A 23,358-nucleotide genomic window follows, 5' to 3' on the forward strand; every position below is an offset into this window, starting at 1 on the left:
CACCCCCAGCCCCTCTCCCTGAGGGAGAGGGGAGTTAGAGCGGCGCGTTCGCGACGGCGTTGCGGAGCAATAACGACGTAACGAACCGTTTCATTGCTGTTTGAAATGACTATAACCCTCACCCCTGCCCCCAGAAGAAGAGGGGAGTTGGAAATGTGAACGAACTGTTGCATTACCGTTGCCTTGCTGTGAGTCCAGCGATCCTGAATTTGGATGGGAATTGAGGGGGAAGGGACGGAGGCTCAACGGTTCCCTAGCGATAATTAACAAATTGCAACGCCACCGGGTAGTCCTGCTGCTTGAGCATTTGAATCACCGCTTGCAGCTCGTCCTTATCCTTGCCGGAAACCCGCACCAGATCCCCTTGAATGGAAGGCTGCACTTTCTTGAAGTTGTCGCGGATCTGCTTGGCGATCTGCTTGGCCAGCGTGGCATCAATGCCCTTTTTGAGGCGAACCACTTGGCGCACCCGGTTGCCGCCGACGCTCTCCGGCGGCTGGAAGTCGAAGATTTTCAGGGAGAGGCCCCGCTTGGCCGCTTTGGTGAGGAGCAGCTCCCGAATGGAGTTGAGGGCCATGTCGTTGGCGGTGGTGATGGTCAGGGATCCCTCCTCCAGCTCCATTTCTGTCTGGGTATCCTTGAGGTCATAGCGCTGTTTGATCTCCCGCCGGGCTTGATCCACGGCATTCACCAGTTCCTGCCGGTCGAAGTCGCTGACGATATCAAATGAGTAGGTAGAGGCCATAAACCCTATCTTCGCTACCGTTCCGTATCTTAAGCTCTCAGGCCAAGCAGGGATCCCCAACCCTCAAAGAAGCTACAACAGGTAGAGGGATCCCTGTCCAGATTTGCGGAGAAGCAGGATGGCCGATGTTGTTTTAATTACAGGCGCTTCCGAAGGCATCGGCAGAGCCACCGCCTTCACCTTTGCCCGTGGGGGGTACCGCTTGGCCCTGGCCGCCCGCACTGCCGAAACTTTGAAGCAAACGGCCATCGACCTGGAGCAAAGTCTAAACGCCGAGGTCTTGGCCGTTCCCACCGATGTCACGCAGCCAGAACAGGTGCAAAACCTGGTGGAGAAAACCCTAGAACGCTATGGCCGCATCGATTGCCTGATCAACAACGCCGGCATCTGTATGAGCGGCCCTTTTTTGCAAACCACCCTGGAACACTGGCAGGCGCTGATGGCGGTCAATTTTTGGGGCTACTTGTACACCATCCGGGCCGTGCTCCCCGATATGCTGAAGCGCAAAAAAGGTCAGATCATCAACGTGGGATCCATCGGCGGCAAAATGCCCCTGCCCCAAATGAGCGCCTATTGTGCCAGCAAGTACGCAGTCAGCGGGCTGACAGAGGCGCTGCGTCTGGAACTGCAACCCCACGGGATCCAGGTAATCGGTGTTCATCCGGGCATTGTCAGCAGCGATTTTCTCAAGCGAGCCATCTTTCTGGATGAGGGGGGGCCGGAGTCCCCTGCTGACGGCCAATCCCAAGCCTCAGGTGGGAAAGCCCGCGAGCAAATGCAACGGGCGCTGGAGAGTTTTTGGGCCAGCCGGCCAGAAGAAGTGGCCGAAGCCATTTGGGACGCCGCTTGCCAGTCCAAGTCGGAGGTGGTGGTGGGCATGGCCCAATGGGCGGTAGGAGCTTACACCCTCTTTCCCGGCTGGGTTGGCCCACTGCTCCAGAACATCCCTCGCTAGCCATCGGATCGGTCAGGCCCGGCAATGGCAGGAAGAGGGCCAAACTTAGGTATAGTGTGGGGTACAGTTCAATACTGGTCTCACAGCAGAAGTATGGTTGAGTCTGCGCCTTCTCCTTCCGGCACTCAGCAGCACATCTTGATCGTGGAAGACCGAGATGGCCGCCGTACTCAGGTGCTGGGATCCGCCAAATACTTCATCGGTCGGGACTTGGCGAACGACATTTGTCTCAACTCTCAGTTTGCTTCCCGTTACCACGCCATGCTGCTGCGGGTTCCTGCCGAGCGAGAGGGAGAATATTGCTACCGCATTTTGGATGGGGATCTGGAAGGTCGGCCCAGCACCAATGGCCTGTTGATCAACGGACAGAAATTGACCACCCACCAGCTCCGGTCGGGAGATGTGATCAGTTTCGGCCCCGACGCCAAAGCCACCTACAAAATCATCAAGGCCCCGTAAGTCCCGATCTCTCCCAAGAGCGCCATTGCCTGCGAACCAATAGCAGCAAGGCCAGCACCAAAGCCAGCTCCGACAGCAAGGTCGCTAAGGCCGCCCCCTGCCAACCCCACCTTGGGATCCAAACCGCATTCAAAAGCCCGTTCAGACCCAGTGCCGCCAGTTGCAGACGGCTGCGGGGCTTTTGCAGCCCGGCTGCGGTGAGCAGGTGAGACAGCAGCAGGTGGATCCCCTCCAGCAGGATGACCGGGCTGAGCCAGCGCAGGATGAGGGCCGTCTCTTGGTAAGCCGACCCCAGCACCCAGGGGATCCCGTAGGAGCCCAGCGCCACCCCCAGGGCGGCCAAACTGCCGTAGCCCACCACCCAAGGGAAGAGCTGCCAGGCGTAGTGGCAGCCTTGCCGTAGGCCCTTTTGCCCTTGGCGGCACAGCTCGGCAAAATGGCTGGTGAGCAGGGCGATCATCGGCGTTTGCGAGAAGTTGATCACCCGGTAGGCGGCGCTGTAGAGCCCTCCCGCTGCTGCCGAGGCCAGACGGGGCAAAAGCAGCTTGTCCAAATCGGTGAAGGTTTTTGCCGCCGCCAGCCCCACGGCAAAATCCCAGCCCGCCGCCAGCCGTTCCCCCAGATCTCTCCAGGCCAAGGGGGGAGAAGGCTTGCTCCACCGTCCCATCCCCCGCGCCATCAGCAGCAGCACGACCAGCACCATCAGGCCGTACAGCACGGCCCACTGCACCAGGGATCCCCAACCCAGAGCCACCGCTAGCAGCACAGCGCCAACCCGCCCCAGCGCCATGCCGGTATCGATGAGAGCCACGCCGGCAACCCGCTCTTGCCCGATCAGGATCCCCCTGTACACCTCAGGGATGGCGATAAACAGCAGGTCGCTCCCCAGCAGGATCCCCACCACGAGGGGGGAGATCCCGGCCAGCCAAAGGCTCAACAGAGGTGTTAACAGCAGCGTCATCCCCCCGCAGCCCAGCCCCGCCAACCACAAGCTGGGGCCGATCTCCTGGGCAGCCGCCGCGGATCCCCGGCCGCTCAGGCGCTGGATCAGCAGTTCCGACTGGCCCCAATGGCCAAACGGGGCGGCCAGGTTGCTGCAGGCCAAGATGGCGGAGAACACCCCAAAGGCTTCCGGCCCCAACAGCCGCGCCAGCAGGATGAAATAGGCCCCGGACAACCCCAGGCGCAGGCCATTGCCCAGCATCAGCCAGGCAGCCTGTCGTAGCCGCTGTTGTTCTGCCCTATCCACGGCAACCCTCCTGGACGAGGCTGGCCGCAGCCGGGGATACTGGCTGAGAGAGACCGCCCAGGCATTCAACCTTGTGCGCTGGGTGGATGGGTTGCAGCTTTATTCGGCAATTCTTCATGGCCAAACTTTACCCTGTTGGCAAGATCACCACATCCGCGGAACGGGATCCCAAAACCCTGTTTTCCCCCCACTCCAGGCCCCCCGACCCGCGCCGCGTCCTTCCCCCGCCGACCAGTAGCCCTCGCTGGCTGGGATCCCCGCCGGCCAAAACGGTGGGCCAGGGCTACCGAGCTGTTGTCTTGCTCCTGCTGGCCAGCGGCTTGCTCCTGGGGGGGCTAGGATCCCGCCTGGCCTACCTACAACTGGTGCGCACCCAGTATTACCGCCAGTTGGCCGATACCAACCGCATTCGCCTCTTGCCCCAGCTGCCGGAACGGGGGCGCATTGTGGATCGCAACGGCGTGCTGCTGGCGGGCAGCCAGCTCTCCCACTCAGTCTTCCTGTGGCCGTTGGTGCAGTCGCGGCAGGGCTGGCAGGAGACGATCCCCAAGCTGGCCCAAGCCTTGAACATGGCCCCCGAAGAAATTGCCCAAAAGCTGGAACAGGCCGGCTACCGCTCCCCGTTTCCCGTACGCATCCTGCGCAACGCCAGCCCCCAGGTGGTCATTCAACTGGAAGAGATGAGCCGCGAACTGCCGGGGGTGATGGTGGAGGCGGAGACGGTGCGGTTTTATCCCCATGGCGACTTGGCCGCCCACCTGCTGGGCTATACCGGCGAGATCTCGCAAGAACAACTGCGGGCCGATCCCAGCTATCGCTTGGGGGATATCGTCGGCCTGATGGGCGTGGAGGAATTGTTCGAGAGCCATCTGCGCGGCCAGTGGGGCGGGCGCCAGGTGGAGGTGGACGCCATGGGAGAAGTGCTGCGGGTGCTGGGAGAACAAGCCCCCCAACCGGGCGACACCCTGCAGCTGACTTTGGACGTACGCCTGCAGCAGGCGGCAGAGCAAGCCCTGGGCCAGCAGAAAGGAGCAGTGGTCGCCCTGGATCCCCGCGACGGCTCGATCCTGGCCATGGCCAGCTATCCCACTTTTGATCCCAACCTCTTTTCCAGCCGCATCACCCAAGCCCAGTGGGAGAGCCTGCAACAGCAGGACTTTCCCTTCCTCAACCGCGCCCTGCGGCCCTATCCCCCCGCCAGCACCTACAAAATCATCGCCACCGCCGCCGGGATCGAGTCGGGGGCCTTTCCCCCGGATACGGTGCTGCAGACCGGCCCCTACATCCAGGTGGGCGGGTGGAGGTTCTGGGACTGGAACCGCGCCGGCTTCGGGCGGCTGAACTACCGCCAGGCGATGGCCTACAGCAGCGACACCTTCTTCTACCAGATTGCCCTGGGCACCAAGGCCGCCCCCCTGCAAGAATGGTCGCGTCGCTTCGGGCTGGGGCAATTGACCGGGATCGGCCTTAAGGGGGAAGCTGTGGGGCTGGTGCCCGACGCCGACTGGAAACAGCGTCACTGGCGCGAGCCTTGGTATGTGGGCGATACGGTGAACATGTCCATCGGCCAGGGATTTATCACCGCCACGCCGCTGCAGATGGCGGTGGTCACAGCAGCGGTGGCCAACGGCGGCTGGCGGGTGCGTCCCTTGCTCTCGCAGCAGGTGATCCCGGAAAGCCCCGTGCCCCTGCGGCAGAAGGTAGGTCTCTCCCCCGCTACCCTGGAGATCTTGCAACAGGGGCTGCGGGATGTGGTGGTCTACGGCACCGGCGGCAACGCCAACCTGGGGCCGGGCTTTCCCCCTACCGCCGGCAAAACCGGCACCGCCGAGGATCCGCCGCGGCGCTCCCACGCCTGGTTTGTCGGCTATGCCCCCTACGACCGGCCCGAATTGGTGGTCGTGGTCTTTCTGGAAAACAGCGGCGGTGGGGGTGGATCCCGGGCGGCCCCGATCTTCCGCGAGCTGATGCGGGCCTACTTCCGACCTGAGTCATAAGTGAGCCGACCGGGCACAAAAATTATCTGCGCAGCCTCTTTTCTCCCCAAAATTGCCTCAAGCCCCCCTAAAACCCCTATCCCAGCAGGCTTCTGACCTAACTTGGCTGTAGAATATGTCAGTGATTTGGAGCCAAACTGCCACAATCCTGCCATTCGCGCCAGCGGCGCCTTGGCGCAGTGCAGGGCAAGCCCCGCTCCTACAGACTGAAGACACTCTGGGCCGTGGTTGCTTCGCAGCCCCTCGCGAGTACGCGGCCAGAGACTGTTCTAACCCTATTGCCTAACTCACGAGGAGATCAGGATGAACAAGGCAGAGCTTGTGGATGCCGTCGCTCATCGCGCCAACGTAACCAAAAAAGAAGCGGAGGCCGTCATTTCGGCAGCGCTGGAGATCATCGTTGAAGAGGTCGCATCCCGCGATGAAAACGGCGAACCCAAGGGGAAAGTGACCCTGGTGGGCTTCGGCTCCTTTGAGGCCCGCAAACGCAAACAACGGGAAGGTCGCAACCCAAAGACCAACGAGAAGATGGTGATCCCAGAAAGCATTGTCCCCGCTTTTACGGCGGGCAAGTCGTTCCGCGATGCAGTGGCAGGGGGGAAATCTTAATTTCGCCGGGTGGGGACTCGCTTGCTGGGTAAGGCTCTTCTCAAGGCATGGGGCGGCCTCGGCATGGTGGCAATCGGGCTTGGGGAGCGGCGATTGCTGGCTGCTCTCCGGAGGAGATCCTGGATTTTTCGGCCAGCCTGAACCCGCTTGGCCCCCCGGCGTCGGTCTTGCAAGCTCTGGCTCAGGCGCTGTCCGCAGCAGAGCCGGTTGTGATCAGCCGCTACCCGGATCCCGACTACCGCGACTTGCGCATCTGCTTGGCCAACCATTGGGCAGTCGAGCCCGAGTGGATTTTTGTGGGCAATGGGGCGGCGGAGTTGCTCACCTGGGCCGCCCGCGATGCCCAAGGGCGGGAAGTATGGCTGCCCCAGCCTGCTTTTGGGGAGTATGCACGGGCCCTGGCGGCGGCGGGGGTGACCGTCAAGCCGTTGCCTTTTTTCCCCGCTCAGGGATCCCCTGATTTTGGCCTTCTGCAAGAACCCCTGCCGGCGGCAGGCAAGAGCAGCCGGGTGCTTTGGCTGAACAACCCTCACAACCCGACGGGCCGGCTGCTCCTGCAACAAGAGATCCTGCCTCTTTTGCCCCAGTTCGAGCGGGTGGTGGTGGATGAGGCGTTTATGGACTTTTTGCCAGGAGACGCCCCGCAGGAGCTGCCTCCTCTGGACGCCGGCTCAGAGTTGGGAGAGCTGCCCCGCAGCCAGACTTTGATCCCCCATCTGGCGGCTCACCCCAACACCATCGTCATCCGTTCCCTGACCAAGTTTTTCACCCTGCCCGGCTTGCGCATTGGCTTTGCGGTGGGGCACCCGGATCACTGGCGGCGCTGGCGGCAGTGGCGGGATCCCTGGAGCGTCAACGGATTGGCGGCGGTGGCGGTGGCAGCGGCTCTGGCGGATGAAAACTTTCGCCGGCGCACCCTGGCCTGGCTGCCCACGGCGCGGGAGCATTTGCTGAGCGGTCTGCAGGCGCTGCCCGGCTGGGATCCCTGGCCCGGCCAAGCCAACTTTGTGCTGGTGCGCTGCCCCGGCTCTGCCACCCAGATTCAGGAGAAGCTGTTGCGGCAACACCGCATCCTGGTGCGGGATTGCCTGAGTTTTCCTGAGTTGGGGGAGCGCTACTTGCGCATTGGCCTACGCACCTTGCCGGAGCAGGAGCAGTTGCTATCGGCCTGCCGGGAGATCCTGGAGAATAGCTAGGGATTTTTCTGCGGGAGAGATGCTGATGCCCGAAGCTACTGTCCTTTGGCCGGAATGCGATGCCCCCATCGTGCGAGGGGTGGCCCATTACAGCGATCTGGAGCTGCTGCGGGCCTTTCAACGGCAGCCGGAGGTGGCGCGCTACTTCATCGGCCTGTTTTGCCGCTACTGCAAGTGGGTGGACGGGATCCTGGCCGAACATCTGCCGCCCGAGCAATGGGCCGCCTATCGAGAACAGGTTTGGTTGCGGCTTTACCTGCGCCTACAGCGCCTGGATGTCCGCAGCCTTCTGGGAGAAGCGGCTGGTCGAGGGGATCCCGTGCTGCAACCCTGGCTGGCAGAGCAAACTCGTGAGCTGCTCCAAGCTTTGGACGGGATCCCTGCCGAGAAAGAAGCCGCTCCTTCGCAGGCTGTTGGTGGCGGCGGGACCAAGTCCTCTCTGTCGCCGGCACTGGCCTGTTATTTAAGCGCCGGCTTGGACACCTTGCCGGGAGACCTGCGCTTCATTCTGCTGCTGCGGGATTGCTTTGGCTGGTCACCGGCCCGCATTGCCGCCCAACTCAAGGCCGACGGATACTACCTTGCCCCAGAAGATGTGGATGCCATCGTTGCCTCTGCCCGCCAGATCTTGCTTCAGCACCTGCCGGCAGATGTGTGTGCCCTCTACCTCGAGGCAAAGTCCTAGAAGACTGTCATGGTCTTATGGCAGGGTAATAGAGCGCTGGTAGTCCTTGTTGGCAAGGCAGGTTCTCCTGTTAAGCTGTTTCCGGCTGTCACAACAGTTAACCGGCATTGTTTGCCGTCAGACTTGTATTAAGTTGAGTGTGGGCTGTCTATGAGTCCTTCTCCGCTTCTTCCAGACACTACCCAACCCGTACCTACGGCACAGCAGTCCCCATCCCATTCAGGTTCTCAACCTGCTCTTCAGGAAGCGCTGGGCCATCTGCACCTGGATGTGCTGAAAGAATTGGAGCGGTTTCGCCTCTGGCAGCGTTTGCAGCGCACGAATTCTGGGCCGCCGCCGCGAGCAGGTCAGCTCAGGAATACCAGCTCTGGGCAGCGCTCCTCACCTGTGCTCATTCAAGAGGTGGTGGAAGACCTGGAAGAAGAAGAGATGCCACGGCCCTCTGGAGCCTTTTCGCCCCTCTGGGTCTTGCTGCTGTGGGTGCTCTCTTGCGCCGGGATTGGCTTTGGGGTGCGCTGGCTGATCTGGCCGGCAGAACTGTCTCTGCCCCCAAGCACTGCCAACAGAGCAGAAGAAAGGAGCCCCATCCAGGTGGATCTGTCCCGGTTGCCCTTGATCCCACTGGAACCGCTGCAAGGGCAGGTGGGAGAGGAGTTCTATTCCGGCAGCTTGGATCCGAGTCGGCTGGCGCTGGGCTTGACGACCTCCCCAGACTTGAGGGACTTGCAGATCGCTCCCCTTCAAGACGTTCCCAACCTGCTGGATAGCCTGCAAACCGACTTGGTCTTGGCTGCCGCAGAACCCTCTCGGCCCAGAACGGTGGAGCAGTTGGCGGCCAGTTTGGAGCGCCCCTCTCAACCCTCATCTCCCACCTCTGTGGGATCCCTGACCCTGGTGCCTCTGGGCAACAACGATCCCGATACTTTGGGGCCGAACCGCGGCGAGGGCACCTTCTTGGTGCTTACCACCTACTCGGGGGCCGAGAGCTTGGCGCGCGCTCGACAAGTTTCCGATGGGGCCTTTGTGAAAGATGTGAATGGCCAGAAGTTTGTGCAGTTGGCAGCATTTGAGCAACTGGAATATGCCCGCTATCACGCAGAAACCCTGAAAAGCAAGGGCTTTAACGTCACGATTGTTGAGCAGTAGCTTTGATGACTACAGATCCCGAAGCCAAGGGATCCGAGACAGCGGCAGCCGCCGCCAGATTCCTTCGCTCCCTGCTGGATCGAGCCAACGCCAGGCCAATAACCCGGCTGCCGAGAGGAAAACCAGGGCCAGCAACAAGGCAAGAGCATTCTGTAGGCCTTGCAAAAGGGGCCCAAGGCGGGTTGGGCTCGACCCGACCCGAGCAGGTGGCTTCGCCGAAGCTGGAGAAGGACTCAGGGGACGGACGGGTGGAGCGGGGCTAGAAGAGGAAGCCAATCTGGCGGCAGGAATGGCTGGCCCTGGCAACCGCTTCAAAGCCGTGGCCACAGCCTGAGGGCGCTGCTGCTGACGCAGCCACCGGTTCAGTTCTGCCAGGGAGATGGCACAGAGGTTGTTGAGACCTATACCCTGAATTCGCCCCACCAAAGGCCGGTCGTTGCTAACCACAACCACCAGCGTTCCCGGCTGCTGTTGGGCCAGGGCATAGGCGCAGTCGGCAATTGCCTCTTCCAAGCGGATCCGCAGGGACTGATCGCTGGCAGCGGCACCGCCCACCAGGGCCCGGGCTTCCGAGACGGCAAACCCCAGGCCAGGCCAGCGGCGCAAAAACTCGCGGGCCGTCGATTCTTCTTGGGGATCAATGGCCTGTCGGGTCAAGCGCTCCAGCTCGGCCATCACCGCCTGCGGCAGCACACACACTCCAAAGCGGGCCCACTCCTGCCATAGGGCCAAGCGACCGGCCAGGATCACCTGGCTGTCGAAGACGAGGAGAGGCGGGATCTCAGCCATAGGATGCGCCAGCGCTGGACTCAACCTCAATTGTGCAGCCTCTCTCAAGCCTTGGGTAGCAGGGATCCCTCGGCCAGGCAGAGGCGGATGGCCAGCGGGTAGAGGCGGTGCTCCTGAGTTTGGATGCGCCGGTAAAGGGATTCCACGGTATCTTCGGGCAGAACCGGCACGGCTGCTTGGGCCACGATGGGGCCGCTGTCCATTTCCAGCGTGACCCGGTGAACGCTGCAGCCGGCGATTTTCACACCGCACTTCAGAGCTTGTTCAACGGCTCGCAGGCCCTTGAAGCTGGGCAACAGGCTAGGATGCAAATTCAAGACGCGATCCGGGTAAGCGGACAACAACACCTGGGTAACCAGGCGCATCCACCCGGCCATGATCACCCATTCCACCTGATGCTGCCGGAGCACCTGGACGATGGCGGCATCCAGATCTTCACGACGGGGGTAGTCTTGATGGTTGAGCACAAGGCAAGGGATCCCTCGCTTTTGGGCCCGCTGCCGCACGTAGGCTATGGGATTGTTGGTGATGACCACAGCAATCTGGGCCTGCAGCTCACCTGCCTCAATGGCTTGAGCGATAGCCTCGAAATTGCTGCCATTGCCGGAAGCCAAAATGCCGAGGATCCCCGGCTGAGAAGGCGCCGGGATCCCGTTGGGATCCGGCCAGAGTAAGCTGGGTAGGTTCATGAGCGTTGGGCGGGAAAGTCTGCAGCCCCGCTATTTTAAACCCAGATAGATTCTCTGCTGATTCTGGCTGGGCTCATCTGGAAAGGGATGCAAACGCTCGCTGCAAGAAGTAGAGATTTGGAGTCAACTGCAAATCGGTGGTAACCCCCCGATAAATTGGGTAGTATGCCTCTAGCGGTAGCGCAAAGGGCGGAGTTTCCGGACGTGTTCGGCTTTCTTGGCGGTTCCAAAACTCAAACCATGCTTGGGGTGGACATCAACCCCGAGCGCATTGCCGTTGCCCAACTGAAAAAACAGGGCAATGGTCGCTATCGTCTGGCCCACTACCATAGTGTGGAAATGCCAGAGGGGGCAATGATCGAGGGGCGCATCCTCGATCCGAGCACGGTTGGCTTGACCCTGGCCAACTTGTTGAACGAATACAAGGTGCCCACCAACTTGCCGGCAGCCACAGCAGTGCCCGTAAGAGAGGCCATCGTTCGTCTCATTCGCCTGCCTGCCGACCTGCCTGCCGACGAGTTGCGCCGGGTGGTCTTGGAGCAGGAGGCCGAACTCTACATCCCCTACCCACGGGATCAGGCAGATGTAGATTACCAACCCCTCGGTCTAGACCTTTCCCAGGATGGCATTGAGCGCATCGAAGTCTTGCTGGTGGCCATCCCAAAAGAGGTGGTGGACAACTACCTAGAGGTGCTGCAGGCGGCCAACTTGAAGGTGCGCTGTGTGGAGCTGGCCAGCTTCTCCCTCATTCGCACCATCCGCGACCAGCTCATCCAGCACAGCCCTCAAGAGGCGGTGTTGCTTGGCTCCATCGGCTACGACAGCAGCGAGATCAGCATCTTGGTCAACGGCATCCCGCAATTTACCCGCACCGTCAACATCGGCACCATCCACATGCGGCAGGTGCTGGCCCAATCTCTGAATTTGCCGGTTAGCCGCACCGGCGACCTGTTGCGAACTCTGAGGTTACCCCTGCTCAACCCCGTCGATGTTTTGGCCACGGGAGATCAACCGATTCCCAGCAATCCCGGCATAGCAGCAGTGACGCGCGTTGTCTCCGATTTGGCGGATGAACTGAAGCGCTCCATTGATTTCTTTACCAGCACAGAAAGCAGCTTCCCGGTGGTGAAAGTCTTGCTGGCCGGGCCGGGGGCCAGCATTGGCCAGATGGATGGTTTCCTATCTCAGTCGTTGAGCGTGGCGGTAGAACTGGCGGATCCCTTTGGCAACATCCTTGTGCCGGATTCAATCGAGGTGCCCTTGGAGGAGCGCCCGGCGATGGGGGTGGCCCTGGGGCTGGCCATGCGGGAAGCCGGCAAGTAGGGATCTGCCCAGGATGACGCAGATGCAGTGTCCAACAATGCACAAGGCGATCAGAAAAGATGTACACACCGGAGATCAACTTCCTCAAAGAAAGGCCGGATGTCCTCACCGCAGCTCAGGCAGGAGGAGGGGCGGTAGCCGCCCCGACAACTGCCGCCGGAGCCGAGAGCTGGGCTTTGGCCATTGGCCTGGGGGTTGCCGTGACTGCTGTGGCCATGGGAACTTTTTGGTATTTCCAAGACAGCTTCTCCCGTCAGCGGAACACTCTGAGGGCAGAGCGAACCCGCCTCGACGGTGAACTCAGCACAGCCAATGCCGAGTTGACCCGACTCCAGGGCCTCAGCCAAGAATTACAAACCATTCGCACCCAGACGGAAGGGTTTCGCTCTTTTCTGGGATCCGTCCAGCCCTGGTCGGCCATTTTGGAAGAAGTGCGGCGCAGGATCCCTGGCCGAGGGGTGTGGATAACCAACATCAGCGCCTCTGGGGATACCGTGAACATCCAAGGCGGGGCGCTGGATTTTCCCTTGGTGAACGACTTTTTGCTCACCCTGCTGGATTCCAACTTCGTAACCAGTGCCGTTCTCAACAGTGCCTCTCGAGTGGAGGGCACACCTGAAACTGAACCCAGCGTCACCTACGGCCTAACGGTTACTATTCGGACCATAGGGGATCCCGACCCAGAGTTTACCCGCGAGCTGGAGCAGCGGGGAGCAATAGGCTTGGTGGAAAAGATCCGCATTCTGCGTCAAGTGGAGGGGAACTGATGACTGGCTCGGTAGAAAGTTTTCACGACGACCAACTAATGGCACCCCCGGCAGGGCCGCCGATATTGTTGGGGGTCGAGCTGACTCCCATTCGCATTGGCCTGTTGATCGGGATCCTGGGCCTGGGCGCGGCGGGCTTTTTGGCCTTCACCCAACTCCGTCCTCTGATCAGAGAGGTGCAAGCCTTGGAAAGAGAGGTGGCCCAAAAAACCAGCCAGTTGCAGGAGGTACAGGGCCAGATTGCCGGCTTACAGGACGTGCCCAACCAAATCGAGAGGGCTCGCGTGCAGCAGCAGCAGATCAGCGCCTTGCTGGCCACCCCCGAGAATGCCGACACGCAACTGATCGATCTCAACCGGCTGGTGCGGGGACAGCCCAACAGCGAGCTGCGCAGTTTTGCCCCTTCTCCCCTCACCCCTGCTTCTTCGGCCAACTCCGAAGTGCCCGCGATCATTGCTCCGGCCATCCAGGTGCAAACCACCCGCGTCGCGGTGCGGGGCCCCTATACGGACATCATCAATCTCATGAGGGATGTAGAGCGCCTACGCACCTTGTTTCGGGTGAGCAACATCAGCCTAAATCCTGTTCAAGACACAGGGGAGCTGGACGCCGCTTTTGATTTGATTGCCTACATCTACAACAAGGACGTTCCCTTGGGCACGGCCCCTGCACCCGAAGGACAGACCCCCGCCGAAGGACAAGCTCCCCCCGAAGCAGGACAGCCAACACCTGGCCAATAGGCCAGCCTGTACCCCGTTTGTGCCCTGGTGGTTCGCAGCGGATCCTGCTGCAAGGGGATCTCCTTGGGAATTGGAAAAGACAACCCAGAGGCACCGATACAGGTAGTGTTCCTATGTCGAAGATCGGGGAAAAACCACCCATAAAGCCACTACGGGTAGTGGCAAAGGCCAAAATTTCGGCTTTGATTAGGGAAGCACTGGCTAAACCCGTGCTGAAGTAAAGCAGAAACACGCTTGGGTAACGGAGTGAGGTGTGAGGATGATGAACCGTCGAGTCGCCTGGGGATGTGCATTGAGCTTGATCCTTTCGCTGCCTCTGTTGGCTGTAGAAAGCCAACTTGAGGAAGCCGCCGCTCAGCAGTTGACCTCCGCCAATCCACAAAGCCTCAGCCGCATCACCGATATCCGCCTGGTGCCCCACGGCAACCGCATGAAGCTGGAGATCAACACCGCAGGGGGTGCCCGTCCACAGGTGTTCTTTACCCAACAGGGCCGGTCTTGGATTGGGGATATCACCAATGCTCAACTGGATGGCGGTCAAGGCCGCTATCGTCAGGAGTCTCCCTTGCCGGGAGTGCGCTTCATCGAAGCCAAGCAACTGGGCAGTGACAGCGTGCGGATAGAAATTGCCGGTGTTGCGGCAGCTCCCCAGGGCTTGCTGGCCCAGCGCAGCCCAACACAGTTGGTCTTCGAGTTTGAGGGCTTGCCCTCTGCCCCACCGGCTCCTGTAGCTGCCGCGCCCAGCCAAGTAGCGCCCAATCAACCGGCCTCGCCAACCCGACCTCAGCCTGTGGCCCCGCCGCCGGCTCCTGCCGCCCCTTCGGTTGCTCAAAACCCTCCTTCTCCCCAGGGAACAGCCCCTACTCCTCAGCCCCTTGCCCAAACTCCTCCCCCTTCCCCGCCAGCTCAGGTGGCTCCTGCCCCTCAGCCGGCTTCCCCTGGGCCGGTCATTTCTCAGGTGCCCCCCGTAGGGCAGCTTAACCAACCCCAACTGCCGCCGGGATCCGTTGATCCCACTACTTCTCCCTTCCAGGGTCGAGCAGTAGCTCCTCCGGCAGGGGATCTTGCAGTCGGCAGCATCCTTCCTGCTCCCCCTCCAGTTGACTTGGGCTCAAATGCCAAGATTACCTTAACCCTGAGGGATGCTCCCGTAGGTGATGTGTTGAGTCTCTTGGTACGTCGAGCTGGACTAAATGTAGTTCTTAACGACGTTCCTCCGGACTTGACGATTTCCTTAGATGTAGCCGACTCACCCTTACAGGAAACGTTCAACTTTATCTTGCGGCTGAAGGAACTGCAAGCAACTCGTGTAGGGCAAACAGTTTTTATCGGCACTAGCCTTCCTGGAGTCGGCCAGCAGATTGTCAAAACATATAGACTTAATCAACTAAGAATCGAAGAGACAGAACAGACCTTTAACCTTACTGCTGCTGGGGCCGGAGGCGGGCAAGCAACAGTCGAAATCAATGCTAGACAACTAAGTATCACTCCAAGTGAAATCAGAAGTAGAATTTTAGCTATCCTGGAAGCATCGAATATCCCTCTTGCTCAAGAGTCAGCCATTCAAGCAGATCCAAGAACAAACTCACTAACTATTGTTGCCACACCTGCCCAGCATGATGTGATTGCAGCCTACCTTGCCCAGATTGATCTTAGAAGTCGTCAGGTCTTAGTTAGTGCTAGGTTTATTGAGATTAACCTCAATAACAACTCTAGTCTAGGAGTGGCATTAGGCGGTGCCTCTGGCAACTTTGCACTGGGCTCTGGAGATAATACCACCTTTGGTGGAACTCCCCTCAACCAACCTGCAGGGTCTTCGGTTCCTGACGTTGGCGTAGTTCCTTCCGTAGGAACTGGCGGCTCACTTGTGTTCAACACCTTAAACCGACTCCAGCAATCTCTTGCGGCCCGCATAGATGCAGCTATTGCTTCAGGAACAGCCAAGATACTGGCTGACCCAAAAGTGGTCGTCGCTAACAACACGGGCGCGGCTATTGTAGTTGGTCAAGAAGTTATCACCAATAGGAGATTGGTAACAGACCCTGCAACGGGTACGTCAACAGTCGTTTTTGAAAAAGGAAACGCAGGAGTCAACTTAATTATTCAAAACGTCAGGATTGATGACAATGGCTACGTTACGTTGAATCTTCTTCCCCAGGTTTCATCTATCGGTAGCCAAATCACTTTAGCAGACGGAGCCGTAATTAGCTTGCTCAATCAGCGTTCTGTTGGCTCTTTGCAAATCAGACTTAAAGACAGGGAAACACTATTTTTGGCAGGATTGATACAAGAGGAGGATCGAGTGTCTGTTGATAAAGTTCCACTTCTTGCTGAGATTCCTCTGCTAGGTGCTCTCTTTCGTAGGCAAAACACGACGAACATTAGAAGTGAAGTTGTTGTCTTGATTACCCCAACTATTCTAGAAGAGTAGAAGAGTGGCCCGCCAATGACTGTCATTCTCTCAGACCGGTTGCTTTGCCAAAGATGGAAGATTCTCATAGAAACGGCTAAACCCTAAGATACGTTGCTGATTAATGCTGATGTCGAACTCTCGCCGCCGGCCTTGGCTGAAGCTGGGATCCCTGTTGCTCGCCTTCGGGTTGGCCTGGGTGCTGGCTTGGGGTGAGGTAGGATGGCCGCAAACCTATCATCTCTCTCTACGGGTGCAGGGGCAGAGCTATTCACAGCTTGTCGAGCAATCGCGCTCTTTGGTTTGGCAAACCTTGGCACAACAATTTCAGGCACAGCCGCAGGCGGAGCAGCTCACTTTAGAAGTACTGGGGCAAGGTGGGGAACAACAAGTGCCCCTCTTCACGGTGCGAATGCCTCGCAGTGTTTGGCAGCAAAACCCATCGCCAACTCAACTGGAGCAATATACCACTTTCTATCCCAATGCATTAACTCTTTTACAACCAAGAGTGGCGGCCCGAAAAGCTCAGGTAGAATTTACTCCTCTTCCTCAAGGTGGAGTCGCATTGGTCTCTAGCAATCCTTCCAATGGCCAAAGAGGGATCCCAGTTGATCAAAGTATTCGCCTGCGTTTCGACCGAGAGCTTCCGACAGGAATGACGAGTTTGGCTTTTGGGATCCAGCCTCCTTTGGAAGTGGCCTTTGATATCCAGGGAAACGAGCTAATTGTACAGCCTTTACAGCCACTCAACTACAGTACCGATTACAGAGTGTTCTTACCTGCTGCCAAAGAGCTAGATTTACAAAATCCCATAGAGTTGACCTTCCGCACCGAGCCTCAATACACCTACCAGCGAGATATTCAGCCCCTACTGGATGCTAGCTGTGTGGGTTGTCATCAGCGGGCCGGTCGGATGCGGCGCAGCCCTTTGGATAGCTATGCCGCGGTGATGCGTTACGTAACGCCCGGATCAGAAAATAGCGAGTTGCTGAAACCGCGCTGGTTGGCTCGCCATGCTGTTATTCAACGGGCGGCAGGGATCCCCTTGAATGCAGAAGGAGAAGGGGCCGACGCCCCCGGTTCCTTATCGGAGCTTGGGACGGGAACTGTGCCGACGCCGAGACCCCCCGTGAGTGATCCCCAAGGAGAATTTCCCGGCTCTTTTATTGGACGCAGCGGATCTCCCGAATTGGCCTACATTCGCCGCAACGGCACCGGCACGGATCGCTTGGGCCACTTGAGCCCTGAAGAAATCCAGATCTTGCGTACCTGGATTATTCAGGATTGGGCTGCTGAGACCCACAAAAGTTAACCCGATGGCTCGGGGAGTCTTTATTGAGTTAAGATGAGTTGACCTAGATGTTAAGTTTCTTGACCAACTGCTTATCTTGGAACCAAAACCCTACGAGACCAACCGGTGACAACTGCTGCCAGGGATCCCTTGGATTGCATGAGGTGGGTTGTAGAAGCTTTTGGCAAGCGACTGGCAACCAGCTTGAGGACGAGAGCTGAGATTAGCGTCATTGCTGGCGCTGTTTTCGTGTCGCTCCGAGAGGAATCCTGCTAACTTTTTATCATTCAAAAAATAGGGATCCCAAATATGGGGATCCCCAAGTCTCCTTCCTCTAGTGTCTCAGTCTTCAACACACCTGTGTGAGTCGTTCTAATCTTAGGAACAAAACTGTGAAAAAGTCGTGCAGAGAAGCAAAGGACCTAAGCCCCGCTGTCTTGCTCAGGTGGCCTGGGATCCGGGACGGGCGATGAGCGCCAGCTCCACCTGATGTTCTCGGGGCTGCTGCAGTTGCACCTCCACGTCGCGGCCAAAGAAGCCCTGCATTTTTTTCTGGTAGCTCTCCTGCCATTGCTGGAAGGGAACGGCCGGCGAATCGAAGAGAAGTACCAGGGTGTAGCGGCCATCCCGCAATTCTTCTCTGTAGCCTCTGATTTTGGGTAGGTCTGCTTCCAGAGGGCCGCGCAGGCCGAGGAACTCCAGGGCCTCTTCCAGGTGGGCGTTGGCCCCATAGCTATATTTGGTGATGTCGGCGCGGACTTGTTTTTGAATTTCCGTGGCCTGCTGAGCGCGGGCTTGGAGCACTTCTGGCGAAGGGGGCGTCAGGGCAGGCACTGGCTTGAGCTCCACCACCTTCATGGTCACCCCCCCCAGCAGCAAGGGGATCCCGGTAAACAGGCCGATGAGGTTCAGGGTGGGATCGCTGTACTGGGCAAAGCCCCAAGCTGTGGCGGCAACGCCCGCCAGCAACACCAGGGTGCTCAGGGGGAGGGGCAGCTTTTCAAACATACAAGCAGGAAGGGCAACCTGAACCCAGGCTAGCAGGAAAGACGCTCCCTGGGGTGACCTTGAGGGTGGACTTGGCTCCGCTGGGGGTGGATAATGACTGGACGCTGGTGTGTTGGGGAGTGGCCCATGGTTTTGTCTCATCTGTCCAAAGCGTCCCGTCGTCTGCGCCTGCTGGATCGCAAAGCTCAAGAGCGGGCCCCTCTTTTTGAGGCCATTCGCCACTATTGCAGCTTGGACAAGGCTCCCTTTCACACGCCAGGCCACAAGCAGGGACGCGGGATCGCCACCGACCTGCGGGAGTTTTTGGGAGAAAACGTCTTCCGGGCGGATCTCACCGAGTTGCCGGAGGTGGACAACCTCCACGATCCCGACGGCGTGATCCGGGAAGCCCAGGAGCTGGCGGCAGCCGCCTACGGAGCGGATCGCAGTTGGTTTCTGGTGAATGGCTCCACCTGTGGTGTAGAAACCCTGGTGATGGCCGTGTGCGACCCAGGAGACAAGATCCTGCTGCCGCGCAACTGTCACAAGTCGGCCATTGCCGGCGTGATCCTCTCCGGGGCCGTGCCGGCCTATATCGAGCCCGACTTCGACATAGAACTGGGCATTGCCCACGGCATCACTCCTGCCGGCCTGGAGCAGGCCCTGGCCGAGCACCCCGACGCCAAGGGCGTGTTGGTGGTCAGCCCCACCTACTACGGGGTTTGCTGCGACCTAGAAACCTTAGCGGCCATCGCCCACAGCCACGGCCTGCCCCTCCTGGTGGACGAGGCCCACGGGCCCCACTTTGGCTTTCACCCGCAACTGCCCCTCTCCGCCTTGGAAGCTGGTGCTGATCTGGTGGTGCAGTCCACCCACAAGGTGATCTCCGGCATGACGCAAGCCTCGATGCTCCACCTCAAGGGATCCCGCATCGATCCCAACCGCGTGCGCAACATCTTGCAACTGCTGCAATCGACTAGCCCCAACTACGTGCTGATGATGTCGCTGGACGTGGCGCGGCGGCAGATGGCCCTGGAAGGGGAAGCTTTGCTGGGCCAAGCCCTGGCTTTAGCCGATCAAGCCCGCGCCCGCCTCAACCGCATTCCAGGGCTCTTTTGCTTTGGCCCGGAGCGCATCGGCTCTACACCTGGCTTTTTCGATCTGGATCGCACCCGCTTGACGGTGACGGTGTCGGGGCTGGGCCTTTTTGGCTTCGACGCCCACGACTGGGTCAACGACCACTTCCACGTGCAGCCGGAGATGTCCACCCTGCACAACGTGGTCTTTATCGTTAGCCTCGGCAACACCCAGCGGGATATCGACCGGCTGGTGGAGAGCTTCGCCGCTTTGTCGAAGCAGGCCCAGGGATCCCAACCCTCGCTGGCGATGGCCGAGAAACTGCGGCGCCTGGCCCAGTTGAAACGCCCTCCCCTGCCGCCGCAACGGCTCTCGCCGCGGCAGGCTTTCTTTGCCCCCATCGAGCGGATCCCCTTTCAGGAAGCCGTAGGCCACATCTGTGCCGAGATCATCTCCCCCTACCCCCCTGGGATCCCTATCTTGGTGCCCGGCGAAGAGGTAACCCAGGAAGCGGTGGACTATCTGTTGTTGGTGCACGAGGCAGGCGGCTTTATCAACGGCCCCGAAGATGTGCGGCTGCAGACCCTCAAGGTCGTCAAAACCTAGCTCCTCAAGAGCCAGGCTTGGTCGTCTGGGCGGGGGGGAGCACTGGCAGCGGGTTGGGAGAGCTGCGGCGGTGGCGAACGACCTTCACCCGATCCACCCGTGGGCCTTCCATGCGCACCACCTGGAACTCCATGTCTTGGTAGGTGAACTTTTCCCCCACGCGCGGGATCTTCTGCAGGTGGTAGATCAAAAAGCCCCCCAGCGTCTGGTAGTCCTCGTGGAGGGGCAAGTTGAGGTGGCAGCGCTCGTTGACCTCTTCAATATCCAACTGGGCCTGGATGAGGAGGGTATTTTCGTCCAGCTCCTGAATATCCGGCTCCTTCGCCTTGGGATCTGGGCCATCGGAGAGCTTGCCGACAATCTCCTCCACCAGGTCTTGAATGGTGATCAGGCCCGCCGTGCCGCCGAACTCGTCCACCACCACCACCATTGGCCAGTGGTGCTGCCGCATCTCCGGCAACAGTTCGGCAATCAGCTTGTTCTCCGGCTCAAAGTGGGCCTCGCGAATGAAAGGGGTGATGGGGCTGTGCAAATCCAGGGATCCCTTGGCCAGCTCGCCGATCAGCTCCTTGACATGAATCAGGCCGCGGATGTCATCCAAAGACTCGCCGTAGACCGGGTAACGGGAATGCCCCGATTCGGCCACCTCGGCCAGCACCTCTTGCACCGTAGCGGTTTCCGGCACCGCGTCGATGCTGGTGCGCGGGATCATCACCTCGCTGGCCACCGTCTCGCCGAACTCGAAGATATTGCTCAACAGCTCCCGCTCCTCCGCCTCGATGTTGCCCGACTCCACCGACGAGGCGATCAACAGTTGCAGCTCCTCCACCGTCATGGTGCTGTAAAAAGAAGTGGCCTCCGGGATGCGGACGCCAAAAAGCTGCAACAAGCAGCGGGAGGAGAACCGGAGCAGCTCCACGCAAGGGTGCAAAAAGCGACTCACCAAGCGGTTGAGCCAGGCCAGTTTTAGGGCAATCGGCTCCGAGTAGAGAATGGCCAGAGTCTTGGGGATCAGCTCCCCCACCACAATTTGGAAATAGGTGAGCAGCGAAAACACCACCACCACTGCCACCCCCTGAACAACGGCGGGATCCACGTTCCGCAACCAGGCCAACTGCCTCAAGGCCAAAAACAGTGTCGGCGCAACCTGGGTGGCCCCGATCCAGCCCAGCAGCACGCTGGCCAGGGTAATGCCCAACTGGGTGGTGGAGAGGGCATACTCCAACTGTTCCTGGGCCTTTTGCACAATTGCCGCCTGGCGGTTCCCTTCGCTGGCCAACTGCACCATGCGGGAGCGCCGCGCCGACACCAAGGAAAACTCCACCGCCACAAAAAAAGCGTTGATGGCCAGAAGAGCGATGACCCAAAAGAGACTAAGAGACGCATCTCCCCACGAAAGCTCAGTGTTGGGGAAAGTAGCCGCTGAGACTAAAGGGGGGTCGTCCATCAGGGGGAGCAGCAAGACGGATAGACAGCATTTTAGCCCAGACTGACTCGACCACCTGCCCCTGGCCAGCAGTTAAACTGGCCTCAGCCAGCGGGTGTCTATCATGCGAACACCTTCCCCCTGCCCAAATAAACGGGATCCCCAGCTTTTGCAGTTCTCAAGATTGCTACTGTTTCATCAAGCATTCATCAGGCAGTGGCAACTACCGCTTTTTCCGGCAACGCTTACCCCAGTTTGTGTCCCCCTGAGGACTAGTCATCGATATCGACAACATCGCCGGTAGTGGCGTCGATCTTGACCTCAACATCGTTGGTGAATTTTACTTCCCAAACTAAGCGCCCATCTTCGCGCTCCAACTCAACTTCTTTGATCACAGCATCGGGAACAGCAGATCGAGCCATCTGAATCGCTTCTTCAATGCGGACGGCTGGAGCAGGAGATTGAGCAAAAGCTACCTCTGTGCTCTTGCCTACCGATAACATCGGGCTGCTGAGGAGCAAAACGCCCAGCACAAGCAAGGAAGCAACAGCAAGTTTTGGAAGCTTCATTTTCAACTGTTTGAGTAACCACATTCTTACCCTACCAACCTTGGGGTGAAAGAAGCCTTGCCAAAAGGAGCACTGTTGCTTTCGCAAAGGGAGTGGACTCCTTGCGTCATGGGGTGTAGTTCGTCGGCCCCTCGTAAGTTAGAAGCTGTTTGCCTCCACAGCCCTCTCAGAACTTGACTGGCTAAAAAACACTGCAGTGCGCATATCTTTCCGAGTGCTGCCAACGCTGGGGCTGCCGGTGCTGCCTCCATCGGTGATAATATTCCTACTCTTACATCTTTTCCCACCGCAGTAGGTGCCGACCATGCCGGATTTTCTGCCCTACGCCTACTTTCAGGGCCAGATCGTCCCCTTTGCCGAGGCGAAGATCTCCATTGCCACCCATGCTCTGCACTACGGGACGGCAGCCTTTGGCGGTCTACGCGGGATCCCCGACCCGCAAAATCCGGATCAGGTGCTGGTGTTTCGTCTCGATCGCCACTGCCGACGGCTGAGCCAGAGTGCTCGCCTGCTCTGCTTCGATCTGCCCGCCGAAAAGATCGAGCAGGTGATCGTGGAGCTGATCCGCAAAAATCGCCCCTCCACCTCTTTCTACATCCGCCCCCTGGTCTACACCTCCGACCTGGGCATCTCGCCGCGGTTGCACAACATCGAGAAAGACTTTTTCGTGTACGGGTTGGAGTTGGGAGACTACCTCTCACCAGAGGGAGTCACCTGCCGCATCAGCTCTTGGGCCCGCCAAGAGGATCGCAGCCTGCCGTTGCGGGGCAAGATCACCGGCGCCTACATCACCTCTTCTCTGGCCAAAACTGAGGCAGTGCAGTCCGGCTATGATGAGGCCATTTTGATGAACTCCCAAGGCAAGGTAAGCGAAGCCTCGGGCATGAACATCTTCATCGTGCGCAACGGCGTGCTGATTACCCCCAGCTTTGACCAAGACATCCTGGAAGGGATCACCCGCGACAGCGTTCTCACCCTGGCCCGCGACCTGGGGATCCCCACCCAAGAGCGGCCGGTCGATAAGTCGGAGCTGTTGATTGCCGAGGAAGCCTTCCTCACCGGCACTGCCGCCAAGATCACCCCTATTCGCCAGATCGAGCAATACGTCTTGCCCCCCTCCCGCCCCATCACCGAGCAGTTGCGGCAGAAGCTGACGGCCATCACCGAAAATCGGGATCCCGCCTACGCCCATTGGGTGAAGGTGATCCCGCTGAAAGAAAGCTAGACCCTCAGGTTGCCATCGTCAGGCCGGTCGATGGGAAAAGAATCAATATAGTTAGAATTGAGCAATCCAGACTGCGGGAGAGGGATCCCTTGCACGAGATTTCTATTACCTGGGCCGACTACCACCGCAAAATCGAAGAGCTGGCCGTCAAAGTTTACGAAAGCGGCTGGGAGTTTAACCAAATTGTCTGCATCGCCAAAGGGGGGCTGCGCATCGGCGATACCCTGGCCCGTCTCTTCGACCTCCCCCTAGCCATTCTCGCCGCTTCTTCCTACTCCGGCCCTGGCAATCGCCAACGGGGGCAACTGACCTTTTCGCGGGATCTGGCCATGACCACTGCCAACCTGGGCAGCCATGTGTTGCTGGTGGACGACCTGGCCGATTCTGGCATGACCCTGAAGCGCTCCGTCCACTGGCT

22 protein-coding genes are annotated in these 23,358 nt (G+C 59.3%); 15 read left to right on the plus strand and 7 right to left on the minus strand.

Annotation, left to right across the window (positions count from 1 at the left end; genetic code table 11):
- Positions 1 to 253: 253 nt before the first annotated feature.
- Complete coding sequence (locus tag NW853_RS06150) at positions 254 to 745, minus strand: YajQ family cyclic di-GMP-binding protein (protein WP_414335193.1); 492 nt, start codon at positions 743 to 745, stop codon at positions 254 to 256.
- A 118-nt stretch (positions 746 to 863) separates the two neighbouring features.
- Here NW853_RS06150 and NW853_RS06155 point away from each other — a divergent pair, with 118 nt between their 5' ends.
- Complete coding sequence (locus NW853_RS06155; protein WP_414348363.1) at positions 864 to 1,700, plus strand: SDR family oxidoreductase; 837 nt, start codon at positions 864 to 866, stop codon at positions 1,698 to 1,700.
- Between the two features lie 93 nt (positions 1,701 to 1,793).
- Positions 1,794 to 2,159 (plus strand): FHA domain-containing protein, encoded by a 366-nt coding sequence (locus NW853_RS06160; protein WP_414335195.1) that lies wholly within the window; start codon positions 1,794 to 1,796, stop codon positions 2,157 to 2,159.
- On the opposite strand, the gene NW853_RS06165 is transcribed toward NW853_RS06160, so the two are convergent.
- Entirely contained in the window at positions 2,146 to 3,408 is a 1,263-nt protein-coding gene (locus NW853_RS06165) for a lipopolysaccharide biosynthesis protein (RefSeq protein WP_414348366.1), read from the minus strand. The two genes, NW853_RS06160 and NW853_RS06165, sit on opposite strands and share 14 nt — an antisense overlap.
- A 116-nt stretch (positions 3,409 to 3,524) precedes the next feature.
- Here NW853_RS06165 and mrdA point away from each other — a divergent pair, with 116 nt between their 5' ends.
- From mrdA to NW853_RS06190, 5 genes are all read left to right on the plus strand, one after another.
- A complete protein-coding gene (gene mrdA / locus NW853_RS06170) occupies positions 3,525 to 5,405 on the plus strand; it encodes a penicillin-binding protein 2 (protein ID WP_414348369.1) in 1,881 nt (626 codons plus the stop codon).
- Positions 5,406 to 5,708: 303 nt separating this feature from the next.
- Entirely contained in the window at positions 5,709 to 6,014 is a 306-nt protein-coding gene (locus tag NW853_RS06175) for an HU family DNA-binding protein (RefSeq protein ID WP_414335200.1), read from the plus strand.
- Between the two features lie 47 nt (positions 6,015 to 6,061).
- Positions 6,062 to 7,210 carry a pyridoxal phosphate-dependent aminotransferase gene (locus NW853_RS06180; protein WP_414348372.1) on the plus strand — a complete coding sequence of 383 codons (1,149 nt, stop codon included), beginning with the start codon at positions 6,062 to 6,064 and terminating at the stop codon, positions 7,208 to 7,210.
- Positions 7,211 to 7,235: 25 nt separating this feature from the next.
- On the plus strand, positions 7,236 to 7,895 hold the full coding sequence (locus tag NW853_RS06185; RefSeq protein ID WP_414335203.1) for a hypothetical protein: 660 nt from the start codon (positions 7,236 to 7,238) through the stop codon (positions 7,893 to 7,895).
- 150 nt (positions 7,896 to 8,045) lie between these two features.
- Positions 8,046 to 9,041 (plus strand): hypothetical protein, encoded by a 996-nt coding sequence (locus tag NW853_RS06190; RefSeq protein WP_414348375.1) that lies wholly within the window; start codon positions 8,046 to 8,048, stop codon positions 9,039 to 9,041.
- 9 nt (positions 9,042 to 9,050) lie between these two features.
- Here NW853_RS06190 and NW853_RS06195 read toward each other — a convergent pair whose 3' ends face one another.
- A complete protein-coding gene (locus tag NW853_RS06195; protein ID WP_414335206.1) occupies positions 9,051 to 9,830 on the minus strand; it encodes a hypothetical protein in 780 nt (259 codons plus the stop codon).
- Positions 9,831 to 9,874: 44 nt separating this feature from the next.
- Positions 9,875 to 10,519: a phosphoribosylglycinamide formyltransferase gene (gene purN / locus NW853_RS06200; RefSeq protein WP_414335208.1), complete on the minus strand. Its 645-nt coding sequence runs from the start codon at positions 10,517 to 10,519 to the stop codon at positions 9,875 to 9,877.
- Between the two features lie 165 nt (positions 10,520 to 10,684).
- Between purN and pilM the strand changes: the two genes are divergently transcribed.
- From pilM to NW853_RS06225, 5 genes are all read left to right on the plus strand, one after another.
- Positions 10,685 to 11,842, plus strand: a complete 1,158-nt coding sequence (pilM, locus tag NW853_RS06205; protein WP_414348377.1) for a type IV pilus biogenesis protein PilM — start codon at positions 10,685 to 10,687, stop codon at positions 11,840 to 11,842.
- Positions 11,843 to 11,901: 59 nt separating this feature from the next.
- A complete protein-coding gene (locus tag NW853_RS06210; protein WP_414348379.1) occupies positions 11,902 to 12,609 on the plus strand; it encodes a PilN domain-containing protein in 708 nt (235 codons plus the stop codon).
- The gene (locus NW853_RS06215) at positions 12,609 to 13,349 is read left to right on the plus strand and encodes a hypothetical protein (protein WP_414341968.1); all 741 of its coding nucleotides are present in this window, start codon (positions 12,609 to 12,611) and stop codon (positions 13,347 to 13,349) included. Before NW853_RS06210 ends, NW853_RS06215 begins: the two co-directional genes overlap by 1 nt.
- 259 nt (positions 13,350 to 13,608) lie before the next feature.
- Positions 13,609 to 15,780 (plus strand): AMIN domain-containing protein, encoded by a 2,172-nt coding sequence (locus NW853_RS06220; protein WP_414348381.1) that lies wholly within the window; start codon positions 13,609 to 13,611, stop codon positions 15,778 to 15,780.
- 109 nt (positions 15,781 to 15,889) lie between these two features.
- The gene (locus NW853_RS06225; RefSeq protein WP_414348384.1) at positions 15,890 to 17,071 is read left to right on the plus strand and encodes an Ig-like domain-containing protein; all 1,182 of its coding nucleotides are present in this window, start codon (positions 15,890 to 15,892) and stop codon (positions 17,069 to 17,071) included.
- A gap of 420 nt (positions 17,072 to 17,491) precedes the next feature.
- Here NW853_RS06225 and NW853_RS06230 read toward each other — a convergent pair whose 3' ends face one another.
- Complete coding sequence (locus tag NW853_RS06230; protein ID WP_414348387.1) at positions 17,492 to 18,058, minus strand: DUF2854 domain-containing protein; 567 nt, start codon at positions 18,056 to 18,058, stop codon at positions 17,492 to 17,494.
- A gap of 126 nt (positions 18,059 to 18,184) precedes the next feature.
- Here NW853_RS06230 and NW853_RS06235 point away from each other — a divergent pair, with 126 nt between their 5' ends.
- Positions 18,185 to 19,720 carry an aminotransferase class I/II-fold pyridoxal phosphate-dependent enzyme gene (locus tag NW853_RS06235; protein WP_414335898.1) on the plus strand — a complete coding sequence of 512 codons (1,536 nt, stop codon included), beginning with the start codon at positions 18,185 to 18,187 and terminating at the stop codon, positions 19,718 to 19,720.
- A gap of 4 nt (positions 19,721 to 19,724) precedes the next feature.
- Here NW853_RS06235 and NW853_RS06240 read toward each other — a convergent pair whose 3' ends face one another.
- Positions 19,725 to 21,167, minus strand: coding sequence for a hemolysin family protein (locus tag NW853_RS06240; protein WP_414348389.1), 1,443 nt, complete (start codon positions 21,165 to 21,167; stop codon positions 19,725 to 19,727).
- A 251-nt stretch (positions 21,168 to 21,418) separates the two neighbouring features.
- A complete protein-coding gene (locus NW853_RS06245) occupies positions 21,419 to 21,802 on the minus strand; it encodes a PepSY domain-containing protein (RefSeq protein WP_414348391.1) in 384 nt (127 codons plus the stop codon).
- Positions 21,803 to 22,019: 217 nt separating this feature from the next.
- Between NW853_RS06245 and NW853_RS06250 the strand changes: the two genes are divergently transcribed.
- Together NW853_RS06250 and NW853_RS06255 are read left to right on the plus strand one after the other, a co-directional pair.
- On the plus strand, positions 22,020 to 22,940 hold the full coding sequence (locus NW853_RS06250; RefSeq protein ID WP_414335893.1) for a branched-chain amino acid transaminase: 921 nt from the start codon (positions 22,020 to 22,022) through the stop codon (positions 22,938 to 22,940).
- An 89-nt stretch (positions 22,941 to 23,029) separates the two neighbouring features.
- The coding region (locus NW853_RS06255) for a phosphoribosyltransferase (RefSeq protein WP_414348394.1) at positions 23,030 to 23,358 on the plus strand (329 nt) is incomplete at its 3' end.

It is taken from the genome of Synechococcus sp. H55.11, assembly GCF_047462475.1.
GTDB lineage: Bacteria > Cyanobacteriota > Cyanobacteriia > Thermostichales > Thermostichaceae > Thermostichus.

Bases quoted from the DNA above. Each gene is read 5' to 3' on its own strand.
- NW853_RS06150 (WP_414335193.1), bottom strand. From the start codon at position 745: ATGGCCTCTACCTACTCATTTGATATCGTCAGCGACTTCGACCGGCAG.
- NW853_RS06155 (WP_414348363.1), top strand. From the start codon at position 864: ATGGCCGATGTTGTTTTAATTACAGGCGCTTCCGAAGGCATCGGCAGA.
- NW853_RS06160 (WP_414335195.1), top strand. From the start codon at position 1,794: ATGGTTGAGTCTGCGCCTTCTCCTTCCGGCACTCAGCAGCACATCTTG.
- mrdA (WP_414348369.1), top strand. From the start codon at position 3,525: ATGGCCAAACTTTACCCTGTTGGCAAGATCACCACATCCGCGGAACGG.
- NW853_RS06175 (WP_414335200.1), top strand. From the start codon at position 5,709: ATGAACAAGGCAGAGCTTGTGGATGCCGTCGCTCATCGCGCCAACGTA.
- NW853_RS06180 (WP_414348372.1), top strand. From the start codon at position 6,062: ATGGGGCGGCCTCGGCATGGTGGCAATCGGGCTTGGGGAGCGGCGATT.
- NW853_RS06185 (WP_414335203.1), top strand. From the start codon at position 7,236: ATGCCCGAAGCTACTGTCCTTTGGCCGGAATGCGATGCCCCCATCGTG.
- NW853_RS06190 (WP_414348375.1), top strand. From the start codon at position 8,046: ATGAGTCCTTCTCCGCTTCTTCCAGACACTACCCAACCCGTACCTACG.
- NW853_RS06195 (WP_414335206.1), bottom strand. From the start codon at position 9,830: ATGGCTGAGATCCCGCCTCTCCTCGTCTTCGACAGCCAGGTGATCCTG.
- purN (WP_414335208.1), bottom strand. From the start codon at position 10,519: ATGAACCTACCCAGCTTACTCTGGCCGGATCCCAACGGGATCCCGGCG.
- pilM (WP_414348377.1), top strand. From the start codon at position 10,685: ATGCCTCTAGCGGTAGCGCAAAGGGCGGAGTTTCCGGACGTGTTCGGC.
- NW853_RS06210 (WP_414348379.1), top strand. From the start codon at position 11,902: ATGTACACACCGGAGATCAACTTCCTCAAAGAAAGGCCGGATGTCCTC.
- NW853_RS06215 (WP_414341968.1), top strand. From the start codon at position 12,609: ATGACTGGCTCGGTAGAAAGTTTTCACGACGACCAACTAATGGCACCC.
- NW853_RS06220 (WP_414348381.1), top strand. From the start codon at position 13,609: ATGATGAACCGTCGAGTCGCCTGGGGATGTGCATTGAGCTTGATCCTT.
- NW853_RS06225 (WP_414348384.1), top strand. From the start codon at position 15,890: ATGTCGAACTCTCGCCGCCGGCCTTGGCTGAAGCTGGGATCCCTGTTG.
- NW853_RS06230 (WP_414348387.1), bottom strand. From the start codon at position 18,058: ATGTTTGAAAAGCTGCCCCTCCCCCTGAGCACCCTGGTGTTGCTGGCG.
- NW853_RS06235 (WP_414335898.1), top strand. From the start codon at position 18,185: ATGGTTTTGTCTCATCTGTCCAAAGCGTCCCGTCGTCTGCGCCTGCTG.
- NW853_RS06240 (WP_414348389.1), bottom strand. From the start codon at position 21,167: ATGGACGACCCCCCTTTAGTCTCAGCGGCTACTTTCCCCAACACTGAG.
- NW853_RS06250 (WP_414335893.1), top strand. From the start codon at position 22,020: ATGCCGGATTTTCTGCCCTACGCCTACTTTCAGGGCCAGATCGTCCCC.